Raw genomic sequence first — 16722 nt, forward strand, 5'->3', positions numbered from 1 at the left:
GGTGAGAGCGGTGGGGGTGGCAGGCGCGCTCTTCGCGCAGATGCGGTCGGCTAGCAGGTCATTGGGGGCCATCGCCTTTGGCTCAGGCGTTCGGCTTGTCGGCGAGTGCTGCGCAGATGGCGCTGGGGGTCCATCCGGTTTCGGTCGCGGTTTGGACGATCGTATTATAGGTAAGATCCTTGAGATCGGCGACTATGCGCGCACACTCCTCGTCGAACCAGGGATCGAGCTCCTCCATATATTCCCGGAGCGCCGCTTTCACGAGCAGCATATTGACCGAAAGGGAGAAGGCTAGGCCCTCCGGCCTTTGGTGCTCATTCCAGACGGCGATGAGAGGCATGTCTGCCTGGGCCGCTTTGAAAGCCTTCTCAGACTGCAGATCGAAGCAGTAGACGGGCTTCAGGCCATGGACGTCGGCCAGATGATTGAGCGTTGCCTGGCGGAAAGCCGCTCGAAGTTCGTCATCGGAGATGACCAGGGCGGCTGTCTTTGTTTGCCCGGGCAGTTTCACCACCTTCGCGGACGGAGCACTGCGCAATTGCTGCTTCAGCCGTTTGAACATGCGCAATGCTCCGGGTTGTGTGGTCCGATGCAAGTTACAGCAGGGCTGCCTGCGAGGAAAAGCTTTCAATTGTCGCAGTTCGGTGTTCCTGCAGGTTGCGATTGATTGATGAAGGTCCCGGCCATGCTATCGTTGCAGGTGGCTATTTCGGCGACGCAATACGGTCGACGATCTGCGGCGAGCGATCAGGCCGGGACTGACTATATCGATTTTGCCGGGTGTGGGGCCTTCGCTTCCTCGTCGCCGGCGGCGCCACGATCGATGATGAATATGCCATTCTCCAGCCGGGCAGCCCTGCGCATAGCCTGCCATGTTCCGTATTTGGCTTTGACGTAACGCGCCAATTTCATAGATTTGGCGGTGTTTACACGCATTCAGGCCTCCCGTGCAGGAACGGTTCGAGCGGCGCCCGGCTAGACCAACGCAGTCATTGGCTAAGCGGCAGCGGCAGCGGCTCGCGGCTTACCTTCGCGATGGTGAGCAGGCGTTCATGACCATCGCGGTCGGGCCAGAGGATCGACTGTCCGGCGCGCAGGCCGATGAGCCCGGCACCGACCGGGGTAAGGATGGATATCCGTCCTTCGGCGATGTCGGCGTCCTTGGGAAAGACGAGCTGGTAGCGATGTTCCTTGCCACTCGCTGCGTCCGTGAACTGGACCACGCTGTGCATTGTGACAATGTCGGCGGGAATTCGATCAGCCTTGTGGATGGTGGCGCGTCCCAGTTCTTCCAGCAGCAACTGGCTGACCTGGGGCAGGCGGGTGGCGGCGCTGGTGGCGAGATCGGCCAGGATATCGGCTTCGCTGTCGATCATATGGATGGGCGGCCGGCGGGCCGCTTTGGTCTTGGTCATGGCTATGGCTTTCCGGAATAGAGACAAGGCGCACCAATCCAAGTGGTGCGTCACATTGTACTGATCGAGCCCCGGGCTCGGGGCAGGATGCGCCGGAACCCGGGGCTAAATGCCCGCGAGAAGCTGTCCCCCGTGGTGGCGGAACCGGAAGTGATGACGCAGCATCTGCATCGGGTAATGATGTCCCCCTTGCGCCCCCAAGTCAAACCCGATGCCAAGCCATCCGCCGAGATGCCGCTCGCTGGCCTTGCGTGCGGCACAGCGCATGGGCAACGTGCGCGGAGGGGGAAAGCCGATCGCAACCGTAAGTGACCCAGACCGCAGCCCAGCTGCCTTGTCCGAGCGCGCCAGTCTTTTGGCGGCGTTGCCGCCGCGCGCCCATATCGAGCGCATCGCAAGCCGGAAGATCAAGGGTTTCTGCGGAACGATCGACGAGGACGGCGTCTATTACGACCCCGTCCACAAGCAGAACCAGAGCCTTTCCCAGCACATTATCGCGGACTATCACGGCCGCTTCCTGATCGAACTCATTCAGAACGGGCACGACGCCCATGACCGGGCGCGACGGGATGGGGAGATCGCTGTCCTGCTCGCGGGTGATGAAGGCGACAGCGGCACGCTTTACGTCGCCAATCGAGGGCAACCTTTTGCGTCCAGGAATGTCGACGCGCTTTGCGAAATGGGTTTGTCGAGCAAGCCGCCGGGCGAGGCGGTCGGCAACAAGGGCCTCGGCTTTCGCAGTGTCCGGCACGTCAGCGATATTCCGCAAATCTATTCGCGCCTGACCGAGGACAGTCCGGGCGATCTCTTCGACGGCTATCGCTTCACCTTCGCCCGCGGCAGCGAACTTGATCCGCTGCTTCCCGACGAGGCCACGCGGGCGCTCGCGCGCACCGACCTTCCAGCCTTTTACATCCCTCGCTGGCTGGACCGGACGCCGGACACGGTGAAGGAATTCGCGCGCAAGGGATTTTCGAGCGTGATCCGATTGCCGCTGCGCAACCAGGCTGCCCTCGATGTGGTTCGCGCCGAGATATTGAGCCTGGCCAAGGCCGAAGCGCCGATGCTGCTGTTCCTGCGCCGAATTGCGACGCTGCGCGCAGAAATCCAGGGTGACCGGATCAAGGAGGATGCGCTCAACCTGAAACTCTCCCGGAGCGAGACGCCGCTCGAAGACGATCAAGGTCCAGCTTTGGTCGATTTGGGCGAAAACGGCTCCTTCTGGGTCGCCCGGGCGGAAATCCCCGAGAGCGACATGCAGGCGGCGGTTGCAGAGGGCCTTGAAAGTGGCGCACTGCCGGAGAGCTGGAAGGGGTGGAAAGGCAGCGGCGAGGTAGCGGTTGCTGTCCCTATCGGCGAGACGATGCCGGACTTTCACCCTCGTCTTTACACCTTCTTGCCAATGGGGCGCGGCGCCACGTCTCCGTTCCGCGGCCATTTGCACGGCAGCTTTTTTCCGAGTTCGAACCGGACGAGCCTCGACCCTGCTGTGCGGGTCAATGCCCTGGTGCTCGATCATGCGGTAAAGCTAGCGTCCGCGACGGCGGCCTGGCTGCAGCGACGTGGCTCTGCGCAATTGGAGGCGAAGGTCCCGGTCCTCACCGCTGTGCGGGCGGCTGTCGACCTCTTGCTCTGGAATACGCCGACCAGCCTGCTGCAGGGCGAGAGTGATGGCGAGGGCGAGGAGGCGATTGACCTCGGCACCGCGATGACCGCTGCGATTGTTCGGCAGTGGGGGGCATCCTCGCTGGCGGAGGCGGACTTCGTTCCATGCCTGGCCGATTGGACCGGGGATGCGCTCGCCCGGCCCCCCTTCGGGCCGGTTGCCTTTGTCAGTCCGGCGGGCTCGCGCCGTGTGCAGGGCGCCGACACGTCCTTCTCGCTCGACGTGATCGCGCGACACGGGAAGTCCGCAGACCTCGCGCCCTTCTGGCCGGGGCTTGGCGAGCAGCGCAGCGAGAAGTTGGCGCTGTTTCTGCGCAGCCATGCCGGCGGCCATTTCAGGGATCGCATGACCGCATCGGAGCGGGCCATCATTGTCGAGGGGCTGGCGAGGGCGATCGCGAAGCCGCGCAGGCCTGATTGGGCGCGCTGGACCGCCTTTTATCGCGACCTGTCCGACTTCATGGGAGGCGATGCCTCGGCACTGGCGGGCAAGGCGATTCTGATTTGCCAGGATGGCTCGCTGCGCGCCACGCGATCGCAAGCGCGACCCGAGCCGTCGCGGGGGGAGACGCCCAAGCGCCGGACGCGCCGCGCGCCGCGCGAAGCTTCGGTGTTTGTGCCGCCAAGGCGCGGCGATGCCGAAGACAGCATTGGCGAGGATTTCTATCCGCCAGCCCCGCTGCGCGAATTCTTCGCCTTCCTGCACGACAGACTGCCCTGGTATGGCGAGCTCGCCGCCGCTCGTCAGTTCCTGGAGAAGGATCTGGCGACGGCATTCGAAAGCGAGGCGCTGCTCACCCGCATTTCGCAGATTCTCGAGCGGGACGAGACGAAGAAGGTCAGGGCAGCGGGACTGCGCTGGGCCTTTGCCATCTGGCGCCGCTCGGTTGCGATCATGCGAGCTGTCACGCTGTCTTCCGCTTATCGCCTCTTCGTGCCGACGATCGATGGCGAATTCATCCGCGCGTCGGAGGCGGTCTTCTCCTCGGCCTGGCCCGACCGCACCCTTGGCTATGACCTGCAGCAATTTCTCGAGCTCGCGCCTGCGGGATCCGCCGATCTGGCCGAGGTGCGTGCCCGCCGGCTGGCCGCGCCGTCCGCCGCCGTGTTTGGAACGCGGTTCGTGGACGATTGGACGGATTTTCTGATCGGAATTGGAGTGCAGCGAGGCCTCGAGCCGCGGACGAAGGAGCTTCAGCATTATGTCAGCGCCGGACGGGTGACGAGCTTCGATTTCCTCAAGGACCTCGGTCTCCCGGACAGTTTCGGATCTCTGTTGAAAAAGGACATCGCGACCCGGCCGGGAGTTTCGGTTGGGCTGCCGACATCGACCGATTATGATGTCGGGGCGCTATGGTGGATGCCAGGGCAAGCAGATGTCGAGGCCTTCAGCGACGAGGCGCTCGACGCCTATGCCAAGCTCATTCTTGCCTGGATCGGGCGTGCAGCGCACCGGCATCTCTGGATGTCGGTCAAGCATCGATACAATCATCGCTCGGACAATCGCGATTGGCCCACGCCGCTAGCGGCTTTTCTGCGATCGACGGCATGGCTGCCCTGCGAAGAGCCGGGCGCCGATGGCCTGAAGCGGTCGCGGCACGAAGGTTCCAAGGTCTGGCTTCCGCGCGGAAGTGATCGCTTTCCGCCGTTCCTTCGCCGCTTGTCCTACAAGCTCGCCCGGGCGCTGGACCGAACGCCCGACGCCGTCGCCGATACCCTTCGTAAGCATGCCGGGCTCAAGACCTTCAATGCGACCGACACGTTGCTCGAACAGGCAGGCTTTCTGGCCGAACAATTCGCCCAAGGCTGCGTCCGCCGGTTTCATGAGCGCGAACTCATCAACATCTATGCGCGCTGCTGGGCCCGGCTTGCCGAGAGACATGGGGCGCAAGATGCTGCCGTGCCGCCGGGCAAGCCGCCCGCGACGCTGTTGGTGCGCAGGCGCGGCCAGCTTGGCGTCGCGACATTGGGGGCCGGTGCCGCCGAGACAATCTATGTTCGAGACAGCACGGATCTGATCGCGACGAGCCTGGTCGAGGTGCTTGGCGATCCGCTGCTCGACGTTCGCGGGGCCGAGCCGGAGCGCCTGGGCGTGCTCCTTCACAAGCTGTACGGCAACGGTGTGCGGCGAACCTCGCAGCTCGCCTACGCGATCGAGGTCGATGGATCGCCTCTCGAAGAGCTTAGCCTGGGCCCCAAGTTGGTAAGCTGCTGCCCCTGGCTCCGCTTGATGCTCGCTGTGGCGCTCGAGGCCCTCGACAGTGTCGATCTCAATCGCTTGCCGGCGGACCGTGCCGCCATTTTGCAAACGCTGGATCGGCTCGAGCTTCATCAGACCGCTGCGCTTCGCTTCTTGCTCAACGGCCAGGATGTAACACCGCCCACTGCGCGCGGAGCCTATCAGTTCGAGCGGGCCGAGGGCGAGCCACTGCTTGTCGTCATGGGAACCGGCCCGCTCGACTGGGCCAAGATCGAAGCGGCGTTGCCGGCGATCGGCGAGGCTATCCGGCATCCGGCCGTTGTCCCGCATATGAAGCTGCTGGCTCGCCAGCTGTTGCTCGATGATGTGGCGGTCGACGATCAGCCTTCAGGTCAAGGAGACCTGCTGCGTCTGTGCCGCGCGCTGGAACTCACCGAACAGGCGGGCGAAGCCGCGCGCGACGCGCTGGGTGAAAGGCTGGACCGGTTGGCACCATGGTTTCGTGCGGTGGTCTTCTACCATGGCGGGGAAAGCGCATTCGAGACCTGGATGCAAGACGAGGCTGCCGCGCTGGAGGATGCGGGCGTAGCAACCGAGCAGTTGCGATCCCTGTTGCCGGCGGTGAGCAGCGTGGAAGAGATCGTGGCGGCGGCTCGGGCTTCGCTTTCGACTGGGGAGTTGCGCGAACGGCTGGGCCTGGAGTTCGAGAGTTTCAATGCCAGCCTGATCGCAACGGGGAGCGAGCCGGACATCGACCCGGAGGGACAGCAGCAACAGCTCGACTTCTACGTGGCGGACAATCGCATTCTGATCGTCGACGCGCTTCGCAATCTGACAGCGCCGACGCTGCTCGCGTTCACGCCTGACCCGAGGTACAAGGCGGCCATCGAAGCCTTGGGGGCCCTCAAGCCCAATCCCGATTGGCTCCTGCGATATGAGCGGATACCCGAGCCGCTCCTGGCCGGTCATGTTGCGGCATGGTTGGCGGCGACGGGCGCGCCGGCAATCGGCACGAATCCGGAAGGGCTGGGCGATCTCGCGGCCGTTCGCACCGGCAACGCCACTATCCTGCGTCAGGTCGCTCGTACAGCGCCGCCGCTCGTGCGCGCCTGGGGTGTGCAGCATTCAGTTTCGGTGGGTGATCTGTGGCGCGACGCCGGGCAGGTGGAGACGGAGCTTCGCCGCCGGCTCGACGATGCAGGCGCGTTCGACTGCCGCCTGTGGGATGAAGCCGAGCTCCTGATATGGCTGGAGAAGCTCGGCGCCTGGCCCTCCGGCATGAAGCACAGCCTTGATCGCGCTGTGCTCGGCGTTCCTGAAACCGACATTGAAGCGGCGGCGCAAAAGGCGAGGGAGGAGCGGGAGAGACGCAGTCGCGAAGCGCGATCGGTGCGGCTCAATGGGACGCTGCGCGATCCGCTCGAGGTGGACTGGCTCAGTCTTTCCGCCGAGCTGGCCGGCAGCCTGTCAAAGAAGCTTCTGAACCGGCCGATCGGCAGCTTTGCACAGCTGGCCGCCGGGGGAGGCGGACGCGGCTGGCGCCGGGGATCGGGATCCGGCGGCGGGGGCAGTGGCGGCGCCTATAGCGGAATACCGCAAGAGAAGAAGGATATGATCGGCCGGCTGGGCGAGCTTACGGTCTATCACTGGCTGAAGGCTCGGCAACCTGGTCAGGATATCGACCGATGCTGGGTGTCGGGTAATTCCGGGCCGTTCGTTGGCAAGGAAGGACGGGACAATCTTGGCTATGATTTCCGGATCAGCTTCAACAAGCAAGTCTGGTATATCGAGGTGAAGGCGAGCACCGAAGATCCTTGCCAGTTTGAGATGGGAGAGACCGAGGTACGGTGGGCGCGAGACATTGCCCGCTCTCGAGCGGCTGACCGCTATGTGATCGCCTATGTGGCTAATGTGGGGCAAACCGGCGCCACGACCATCGATATCCTGCCCAATCCGCTCGGCCCTGAGGCTGACGGCGTGGTGAACATCGCGGGCGATAGCATTCGCTACACGTTCGACCGCCGCCGCCGCTAGGACAGCGAGCGGGTTCTGCGCCGCCTGTTCGTCGTCGGGAATGGCGGGCTTGTTTTTGCGTGATCAGGCCCCATATCTTGCCTGCTACAGTCGCAAATAGACGGTCTTTCGGTGCTTTGCGGCTCTGCTCTTCCTTCTTTCCCTGCCCCTCGCAGCACGAGGGTTCCCGATCTCCGGGAGCCCGATCCTAGAAGGATATCTTACATGAGCACCATCACTGGCACCGTCAAATTCTTCAACGCCGACAAGGGTTATGGCTTCATCGCCCCCGAAACCGGCGGACAGGATGCGTTCGTCCACATCTCGGCAGTCGAGCGCGCAGGCTTTAACACGCTCAACCAGAACCAGCGGCTCAGCTATGAACTGGAAACCGACCGCCGCGGCAAGACCAGCGCGGTCAACCTGCAAACGCAGGACTGAGACACAAGGAGGGCGGCATGAAGTGCCGCCCTTTTTTTTATTCGAAAGGATTGTCCATGGCGAATGACGCCGAGCATTATCGCGGGCTGGCGGCCCGCGCCCAGGCCGAAGCTGACGCGGCGACCCTCAGCAATGCCCGCGACCGCGCTCTGAGATCCGTCGCGGCCTTCGAGACCATGGCGCTTCAGCACGAACATACCGCCAAGCGCCGAGCGGAGCGCGAGGTCTCCACTGCGGCGGACCGATTGGTCGCGCTCGGCTCGCCTCTATTGCAATAGCTGGCCGCCTGGCGCCCGCCCCGTTTTGCAAGCCAGCCCTTCCCTTGCTTCCCCATCCGCGTAACGATTGCCTTCAGAGAGGCGGTTGCAATGGCGGATGATAGGGCCTGGCAGCCACGAGCAGCCAATTTGCTTCGAAGAGATCGTCTGCCGGCCCACTGGCTGATACCTGCTTGCCTGCGATTGATCAGTTAGCGCCGGATTGGCAGTACCACATTGCTTTAGTCCGCAATTCTCCCCTATGACGATACGGTCTGCGGAGACGCGGATGGAGGCGTGGAAACCTTCTTATGTGAGAGCCGGCGAGCTTAGGCTACCGGGCAGCGGACGCGTATGTCCAAGGCCTGGCCCAAAGGCGTTCGCGCCTGACTCACATCAGGTTTCCAATGCCCGGTTTCCGGGCTGCACGCTTCCCTACCAGGCAGCGTGCTGTCGGCTGTCTGCGGCAGATCGACCTACGCAAAGCGGAGAATGTTTGACCATATCATCGGGGGGCGGAAATGAGAAAAACAGCGGATACTGACGTTCCAGTGGGACGAGCTTGTGGCGACTGAACCGACTTCGCACTCGCGCGCCGCGTCACTCATACGTCAGGCTTTGGCTATACTGGATGAGAGCGGTGAGAGCACTGCGGCCGCCTATCTGCAGCACGCCTTGGACATCCTGCCTGAAGGGCCGATGGATGATGGCGGGGAGTCGAGGCTGCGCTCCCATATCCCGGTGATCCGCGCCATGGGCGGTGCGCTTGCCCTCGTTGCTACAATGATCGGGCGCGGCGGTGATGTGTCATTGGACGAATTTTCGCGCCTTCTGGGCATTTACGCGGTCGCCACTTCGGAGAGTGCCAATGATGAAGGGATGGTTCTAGCTTATTGGGCGAGCATGGTGCGGGATGTGGCAGAGGCTCAGCCCGGTAGTCCGGCGGGGCCCGCTTAGACAGAAGGCGCGAGTAGGACGGAGCGTCCGCCGCCGTAGAGGTCTATTGCGATCAGCCTGTGCCGCCCAGGTTCTTGTGCGCGCGTTAAATTATATCCCAGAATTCCTGACAATTCTCTCGCGTAGCTCGGCACTTTCCATTGATCGTGCGCGCCCTTTCAGTAGAAGCAACAGGTCGGCAGAGGGGGGAAATTTGTCAATTCATGCGACTGCAGCGGCTTGGGTGCGTTTTTTACGCAACTACGGCCCGATCCCAACCAACGATAATATGTACGATGAATCGATTCAGCGCGCGTTGAAGCGACATAAGATCGTGCCTATCACGCTGCCGGCTCCTCTGGTGAAGCGTTTAGTGGAGAACTTCCGGGCGGAGATGCCCGCCTCGCACATCATCACTGGGACGGCAGGCGACGGAAAAACTTATCATTGCCGTGAGGTGTGGACCGCGCTCGGTGGGGATCCCGCAGTCTGGAACGAAGGCGCAAAGATCCAGACGCTGGCGATAGGCAGTCGCTCCCTTGTCATCGTTAAGGACCTCAGCGAACTGCGCGACGAGGAAAGTGCCGGCTTGATCGCCGACTTCGCGCGTGACGTGGCGAATCCCGCAACTTCGACCTTCTATCTTCTGGCGGCTAACCACGGCCAGCTCCTGGAAAAGCTCAAGTCCGCGCCGCCAACAGATGAGATCGAGCGGGTTACCACCGTTATCGAGGAACTCCTTGTCACGGGCAATAATCCGGATTCGGCTATCGCCATCGACCTTGACGATCTCAGCCGATCGCCTGCCGCTGAAACGGTGATGACCATCATTGATGAAGTCACGCAGCATGATGGTTGGGACGGGTGCGGTAGTTGTGCCGCCAATGCGGGCGATGCCATCTGTCCGATCTACGAGAACCGGCGGCGTCTGATAGGGGAGGGCGAGGGAGACGCCTTTAAGCGCCGCATCGCGGCGCTCATCGAATTGAGCGAGCGCAATGGAAACCACTTTCCCGTGCGCCAGCTCCTCGCCCTCATTGCCAATAGCCTGCTAGGCCATCCCGATGCGCGCGATGGATTGATGAGTTGCGCGGAGGTGCCGCGGATCGTCCAGGAAGGCAGAACTGATCTCGCGAGCATCTACCGGAATATCTTTGGCGAAAACCTGAGGCCGAGCAAAGCGGAGAAAACCGAACTCTTCCGCAAGCTCAATGTCTTCGGGATCGGCGCCGAGACAAGTAACCGTGTCGACAATCTGTTAGTCTACGGTGCGGACGATCCTGCCTATCGGGGAGATTACGAGCGGCTGGTTCTTGTCGATCCCATCTACGGGGCGACCCCGGCCTATTCGGCAGCGCAGCGTGCCTATCTCGAAGGGGTCGAAACAACAGATCGCACGGCGTTTCTGGCGAGCCTGAGATCCCAGCGCCAGCGGCTCTTCTTCACCTTGCCCGATGAACTCGCAGTCGATTATGACCTGTGGGATTTGACGGTCTTCCGATACGCCGGCCTCTATCTCGAGGTGGCGGAGAAACTTGCAGCCAAGCAACCGGTCCCCCGGCAGGCCATCACGATGATAGTGCGGGGCCTCAACCGTATCTTTACCGGGATGCTCGTCCAGAACCAGGACGAGCTGGTTCTCGCCACCTCTGGCAGTTATTCCCAGTCCAAGCGCAGCCCCCTTCTCGATGAACTTATCTCCGTCCCGCGGCAGGGCGGTGAGGAAGTCGCCATAGTGAGCGACGGGACAGGCGGCTTCTCTGTGTCGGTACGGTTGGTCCGCGGGTCGGACATTCCTCTCGTCACCCTCGCACTCTCGCCGACACGGTTCGAATTTCTCGGCCGCGTCGCCGAAGGCGCGCTGCCCAGCAGCTTTTCGCTAGAATGCCATGAAGACCTCCTGGCCTTCAAGGCGCGGCTTCTGCGGGAGACCGAGAACCGCCGGAAGCTCGATGGCGACGAGATTGTGGATGGAGAGTTGATGCTCCGCTTTATTGATCTTGGCAACGACGGACGCGCGGTGGCGCGCCGCGTAATCGTGCGGGTTTAACAATGGAAATTCTTGCCCGCCCGACGAGTTTTGATGATCGCACCGGCCCCGATTTCTGGATCGACGAGGCTATCTGGGGACATCGTTTGTACGATGAGCAGACCCCGTGGCTGACCTTTCTTGAGTTCATGACGGTGCTGCTTGCCGAGCACCGAGCGGGACGAGCGTTGCGTGAGGACGCGCTCAACAGCCTGTCCTATCGACCGCAGCTTCAGCTACGGCTGCGTAACCTTGTTTTCAACAATCCGCACATCATGACCGTTCTGGCCGAGGATCGCGCTGACGATGCCGCCTGGAGTATTTGGCTCACTAAGATGGCTGAGACCGCAGGCGGTATCGAAGAGCGGGATTTCTCCTATCTTCGCGACCGCTTCGAGACTTTCCAAGACTTCGCAGCGGTGATCAGCTTCCTGCAGGGATCGGCGATCGAAGGATCGAGCAACAAGCGTTGGAGCTCGAAATTCGTTTTCCCGTTTGGGCCGAACGCGCTCTATGAGGACGCCAACGTCAATCCTCGCGGGGGCGTATCAAACGATCGACGCTTTTTCGCCCGAACAGGCGAGTTGCTCTACCTCATGCTCTGTAGGAGCAGGGATGCCGATGCGCTGCGGGGCCTGCTAATCTCGCGCTTTCTGGAAAATCCCGCACCTTATGATCGGATGGCGGCCGCCCTGCAGGGCGAGCCCCATTTCTCCAAGGTCGAGCGAGCGGGGGCCTATCTTCCCTGTTCAAGCCATAGCCTGTTCGACCGTCTGGCCGAAGATTGGCTCGCCATCCTTCAACTGCCGATTCCGGCCTATGACGCCATCCCGCATCTCGTGACGATGACGGGCCTGAACCTCATCCTTTACCAACTCGAGCGTGCGCGTGAGGTGTTGGAAAATGAGCCGGTGCAACTGGTCTGCGAAATCGTATCGCCGAAGAAGTCGGTGGTGCGGGATCTTTCGGCCGATTCCTATCAACGCAACAATGGACTTCCCCAGCAGGCGGTGGAGCGCTTCGTGAGGCGCGTTGGAGAGACTGAGGAATGGGCGAGGGCGCTTCGCTCCGATGAACCTGTCCTGTTCGCCGCGGACATTCTGAAGAAGAATTTCGGCTGGCCTGATACTGAGGAAGAGGAAGCGGCAACAGACCCACAGGCCCTCATCAACCAGCTCGCCGACAAGGGGATCAGCCGTCACAAGCAGCACATCGGTAAGATCCATATGAGCTGGGCAAGAGCGATAGGGCTGTCATCGCGGCGGTCTAGCCGGCGTGTGCGTTATGCGCCCACCGATCGGCTGCTTAAGACATTGGTCGCCTGCTGTGTCGAAAAGCGCTTGGAATTCAGAGATTTTCTGGCGCTTTTGCACGATCGCTACGGGATCGTCATCGGCGACGCCCAAGCGCGTACCTTTATCGAAAGCGGTGATGCCGATCAGGAGGATTTCTCCGATAATGCCCGGCGCCTGGAGGAGCGCCTTGCTAGCCTCGGGCTGCTGAAGCGTCTCTCCGATTCTTGCGCCTATGTCGAAAACCCGTTTCAGCGAGCCCAAGCCGCGTGACTCCATCAGATCTTATCGGTGCCGCTGGCGCCGCCTCAATTCGCCAGCGCCTTGCCAATCTTGCCGATGCCGAGGGCGTCGCGCGCTATCTTCTGGACCGCCTGACGGGAGAGCAGGTCGCGGCGATCACGCGCGCACTCCTTGAGGATTCTGCGACCGATGCCCTGCTCAAGATTGCATTGCCGCGTACTTTGATCGGCAACTTTGAGCTTCCGGCTCACGTCGTGACCGACGAACGCACGGTCGCGATCCGCCATGCGGATTGCGATCGTCCAGCTCTTCTCATCGCGAACACTGACGACGACCAGGGCGCATCGCTCGGCGACGTGACGCTCATCGGCGCAAAGCAGCTGACCGAGGACGCGGAGCCGTGGGTGGAGGCCGCTGCCGCCGGGCTTGGGCTTCCCGACAGCCAGATCGGCGCGTGGAAAGCCGCTCTTAAAGGTCTGAATGCGGCCGACGATTGGACGCTCCATCAGATCTCGAATTATGTGGCTCTGACACGCGAGCGGATCGCGGCAGAATCGGCCGCGGTTCCGGACGCCTTGGGATGGGCTTTACCCGCGCTGCACCTGCCGCGCGACAGTGGCTATTTTCTCGCGATCCGCGACAAGGAGCTTGAGCAGTCGCGACGCTGGAAGCGCCTGTTTGAAAAGCTCGTATCGGATCGAAAACCGCTCCTCGCCAAGCAGAAGCCCAATCGCCAGATTATTGAGAGCGATGAGTTGCGGTCGCAGTTCGAGGCTGTGCAGGAAGATATTCCGGCCGAGGTTCATAGCGCGATCGAGGACTTCATAGGCTCCACGCCGGGTTGGAACGAGGCCGCCGATGCGCTGTCGCAATTCGAATGGGAATCCCAGAGTGTCCTCCAGCTATTTTCGGGCATCAAGCTCAAGAAGACCACCCTGCCGCAGGAAACGCTGGCCTTTTTCGAATTCACGCTGCCCGATAGGCTGAGCCTATCCGACCTCGACTATCTCGAGGCGCTGAAGGGGCGCTCACTCAAGGAAACGCGCGATGATGATCGCGACTTCTTCGAGGCGCATCGCGACGATCTGGGCCAGGACAAGGCGCTGCGGGTCAAGTGGGAACGTTTCATCTTTGGGCGCCCAATCGAGTGCAACGATTTCCTTGAGGGCTTGCTACGCGCTTTCGAGCGCCTGTTTGGGCAGGTGAACCTCGCAGCGGGCAAACGCACCCTCAAGATTCGCGCCGCGCGAAAAAGCCGTTCGCAGCTCCTCGATATCAATGCCGACGTGGGGCTCGCTTTCGGCCTTCGCTATCGCGGACTACCGGCGCTGACTGGAACCGCGGTCGAATGGGAAGTGCCCTATCTCTTCGACTATGAGGAACTTCTCGACCGCGCGAAAAAGCGCAAGAAGTATCGGCGCAATGAGTCCACCTCGCGGGCGGCGCTACAGATCAAGTTCGACGTCATCCTTGAATGCGGATCGGAGCGGGCGACCGTTCAGCTGATCTGGATTGCGCAGCCCAATGCGATCGGACTGGAGTTGCCCAAGGATCTAGGTCGTCTCGTTAAGCGCCCGCTGACCCGCAGCAGCGTAGCGCGTTTGCCGGTCAGCCGTAAGGGTGCTCTGCAATCGGTCTCGCTTGGAGATGTGGGCACACTCCAACCTGCCTTTGGGCAGGACGCGGGGTCGCTCATTCCCCGCACCACTCTCGGCGAGGATCTAGCCAGGGCCTTTCCCAAGGCGCTCAAGCTCGCGGGGCAGGGGGGGCGCATTGATCCGGCAGGTATCGCCGCGATCGAGGCCGCATGGTCTGAGTTTGTCGGAAAATATATCGAGGCCATTGCCGCCTTGCAGGTATCGGGCTTTGCCTCGCCCATATTCCTGGCACAGGCCGAAGCGTTCGGCAGTCTGCTGCGCACGCTTGCGCTTCACGCGCCAGGCGATCTCAATCGTCGTGATCTGTGGGAGCCGGTCCTGAGCTTGGGTGTGATCCCGGTGACCGGAAGCGCACCTTCCGCGATCGTGGCGCCCTGGCATCCGCTCCGGCTTGCCGCGGGAGCGATCCGAATGCGCTCGGTGGCAGGTCTGGCGGACTATCTCCTTTCCGATGTGGACGTGAATTTCGGAGATTCTCGCCTGTTCTTCTCTGATCTGCGCGATGAACTTGCCCATCCGCTCTATCCCGAAATCGCGGTAGGTTATGACGGGACGGAGCCCGTGCTGCTCGCCGAGACGGGGACGATCAACGATTACAGCCTGCTTGAGCGGCCGGTGCGCGATCCTTCGGAGGCGACGACTGACGTCGATCCCGGTGAGGCCTCACGACAAATCCGCGGGCTGCTGGAGCGCTATCTGGACCTCCAGCCGCATGAACGCTCAAATCTCAGCATCATGCTGTTTAATTGCGATGCGGCCGGACTTCCTCTCGCAACCGTAAACAGTCTGAGTTCAGTGCAGGACCAGGAAGAGGTGCATTGCAATGTCCTCGTCCGTCACCGCGATCGATCGCGCCTCTCGCGGGTCTATGGCGAGTTGCTCGACCGATCGGAGGGCGATCCCGATGCCGTTGTGGTGAGCGAGACGTCGCGCAACTTCATGTCCAAGCTGCGGATCGGCGTAATGCTCGACAGCGGCGCGCTCCGCCCCGGCAATGCCGCGCGCGAAATCGATGTAGCATTCCTGCATGACGTAGTGTCGCGCCAGGCGCGGGAGCAGTGGTTTTCGGTCCCCGCCGCGGAGACGAACCCATCCCTGCTAGAGCACGTGCCCGCCCGCTGGTCCTACCGGCGCGTGACGGCGGAAGATGAGCTGAAGGCAACGGTCTATCTCACCTGTCCGCGTCAGCCCGATGCTGGCTGGGCCTATGTCGATGCGGTGGCCAATGTGATCCGGCGCCAGGCCCATGGCAGCCACGAGCATTACCTCCCTGCAAGACAGATTTCGTTTCAGGATTCGGGCCTCAAGGCGATGTTCGACGAGGTTCATGAGCTTGCCGAATGGGTCGCGACCTATGACGACCTTCTCGACAAGCGGCAGCTTGCGGCGCAGGGGATCAATGTCATCCGGTACCGGCGACAGCGGACCCATGGCCGTAACATGGTGGTTTCCTCCACGTCGGAGCTGCGCATTCTCAATGTCCTGGTGCGTCGTCGGCTGAACGAACTGTCGCTAGGTCTCGATGAGGATCGTCTCTCGAAACTGGCGCGACGGCTTATCGAGGATGCCAACTCTATTTCGGGTGATATCGTACTGCGGGCCGCGAAACGGGGCGTGTCCGCGGGGGAACTTATTGGCCTGGTTCTCAGCCGTGCCCTCGTTGCCGAGGAGCTCGGCGCCCAGCCTGCGGTCGCCTGGTTCCTGCTCGATGACTATGCCGAGTGGCTGGGGCAACGCGAGGAGGGGATCGCCGACATTCTGGGCTTGTGCCTGGTCGGAAGCGAGAGCGAAGCACCGCGCCTCCGCGCAATCGTTACCGAAGCCAAGTATGTCGAGCAGAGCGGGTCGGCCGAAGCGAGCCGGAAGTCGCGGCAACAATTACGGCAGACAGTTGCGCGCATCGATGACGCGCTGTTCGGCGATCCGGGGCGACTCGATCGCGACCTCTGGCTTTCCCGCATTGCCGATCTCCTGCTCGACGGCACCGCCGCACTGGGTCAGGCCAACTTGCTGGAGCAAGTCCGGGACGGCATCCGGCGAGGTGGTGTACCGATCGATTTACGCGGCTATTCCCACATTTTCATCACGGGACCGGCAACCGATGGCAGTTCGCTTGGAGAACAGGAGCGCATCACTGACGTGAGCGGGGGGCTCCAGGAGACCTTCTCGCGCGAAGGCCTGCGGCAGCTTCTCAAGGCCTATGAAGGCGGTCAGCCGCTAAAGCCAATCCGCGCTGGACTTGGTGAGGCAGATAGCTGGGATCGTCCCAGTTATCGTGACCCTGCCCCCGCGTCGACTGGACTAAGGACGTCACGGCCGAACCCAAGGCGGCAATAGCGGCCCAGGTCGTGGCCCATGACTATGATGACGATGATTTCGAGGAAGAGCCGACGGCGTCTCCAGAACGTGTCGCGGCAGACCTATTGCCGGCTGCGATTGAGTCGACAACGATCGATGTCGATGTCGATGTCGACGGGCCGGGACAGACGGCAGCGGCCGTTGCCGAGGTGGTCCCACAATATCCAGCGCACATCCCGCCGGCGATCGACGCGCCCACCGGGGCAGTGGCGGCT

At 62.1% G+C, this 16722-nt stretch carries 10 protein-coding genes; 7 read left to right on the top strand and 3 right to left on the bottom strand.

The genetic code is table 11. The annotated features are described in order from the left end of the window. Positions 1-82: 82 nt before the first annotated feature. The 3 genes from CJD35_RS18365 to rnk form a co-directional block, all read right to left on the bottom strand. Positions 83-562, bottom strand: a complete 480-nt coding sequence (locus tag CJD35_RS18365) for a hypothetical protein (RefSeq protein WP_095687362.1) — start codon at positions 560-562, stop codon at positions 83-85. A 200-nt stretch (positions 563-762) separates the two neighbouring features. After that, entirely contained in the window at positions 763-936 is a 174-nt protein-coding gene (locus CJD35_RS22765) for a hypothetical protein (protein ID WP_174703672.1), read from the bottom strand. A 53-nt stretch (positions 937-989) separates the two neighbouring features. Further along, complete coding sequence (rnk, locus tag CJD35_RS18370) at positions 990-1415, bottom strand: nucleoside diphosphate kinase regulator (RefSeq protein ID WP_095687363.1); 426 nt, start codon at positions 1413-1415, stop codon at positions 990-992. Positions 1416-1749: 334 nt separating this feature from the next. On the opposite strand from rnk, the gene CJD35_RS18375 reads away from it, so the two are divergent. The 7 genes from CJD35_RS18375 (at position 1750) to CJD35_RS18405 (ending at position 16486) form a co-directional block, all read left to right on the top strand. Next, positions 1750-7314, top strand: coding sequence for a protein NO VEIN domain-containing protein (locus tag CJD35_RS18375; protein WP_244917338.1), 5565 nt, complete (start codon positions 1750-1752; stop codon positions 7312-7314). A gap of 204 nt (positions 7315-7518) precedes the next feature. After that, on the top strand, positions 7519-7734 hold the full coding sequence (locus CJD35_RS18380; protein ID WP_011950600.1) for a cold-shock protein: 216 nt from the start codon (positions 7519-7521) through the stop codon (positions 7732-7734). A 56-nt stretch (positions 7735-7790) separates the two neighbouring features. Then, on the top strand, positions 7791-8012 hold the full coding sequence (locus tag CJD35_RS18385) for a hypothetical protein (protein ID WP_095687365.1): 222 nt from the start codon (positions 7791-7793) through the stop codon (positions 8010-8012). Between the two features lie 597 nt (positions 8013-8609). Then, entirely contained in the window at positions 8610-8948 is a 339-nt protein-coding gene (locus CJD35_RS23175) for a hypothetical protein (RefSeq protein ID WP_244917339.1), read from the top strand. A 193-nt stretch (positions 8949-9141) separates the two neighbouring features. Further along, positions 9142-10977 carry a hypothetical protein gene (locus CJD35_RS18395; protein ID WP_244917340.1) on the top strand — a complete coding sequence of 612 codons (1836 nt, stop codon included), beginning with the start codon at positions 9142-9144 and terminating at the stop codon, positions 10975-10977. Between the two features lie 2 nt (positions 10978-10979). Beyond that, positions 10980-12521 carry a methylation-associated defense system protein MAD7 family protein gene (locus CJD35_RS18400; protein WP_095687367.1) on the top strand — a complete coding sequence of 514 codons (1542 nt, stop codon included), beginning with the start codon at positions 10980-10982 and terminating at the stop codon, positions 12519-12521. Next, entirely contained in the window at positions 12518-16486 is a 3969-nt protein-coding gene (locus tag CJD35_RS18405; protein ID WP_478219206.1) for an FtsK/SpoIIIE domain-containing protein, read from the top strand. Before CJD35_RS18400 ends, CJD35_RS18405 begins: the two co-directional genes overlap by 4 nt. The last annotated feature ends 236 nt before the right edge of the window (positions 16487-16722 follow it).

The sequence above is a fragment of the Sphingobium xenophagum genome, assembly GCF_002288285.1.
GTDB classification, from domain to species: Bacteria; Pseudomonadota; Alphaproteobacteria; order Sphingomonadales; family Sphingomonadaceae; genus Sphingobium; species Sphingobium xenophagum.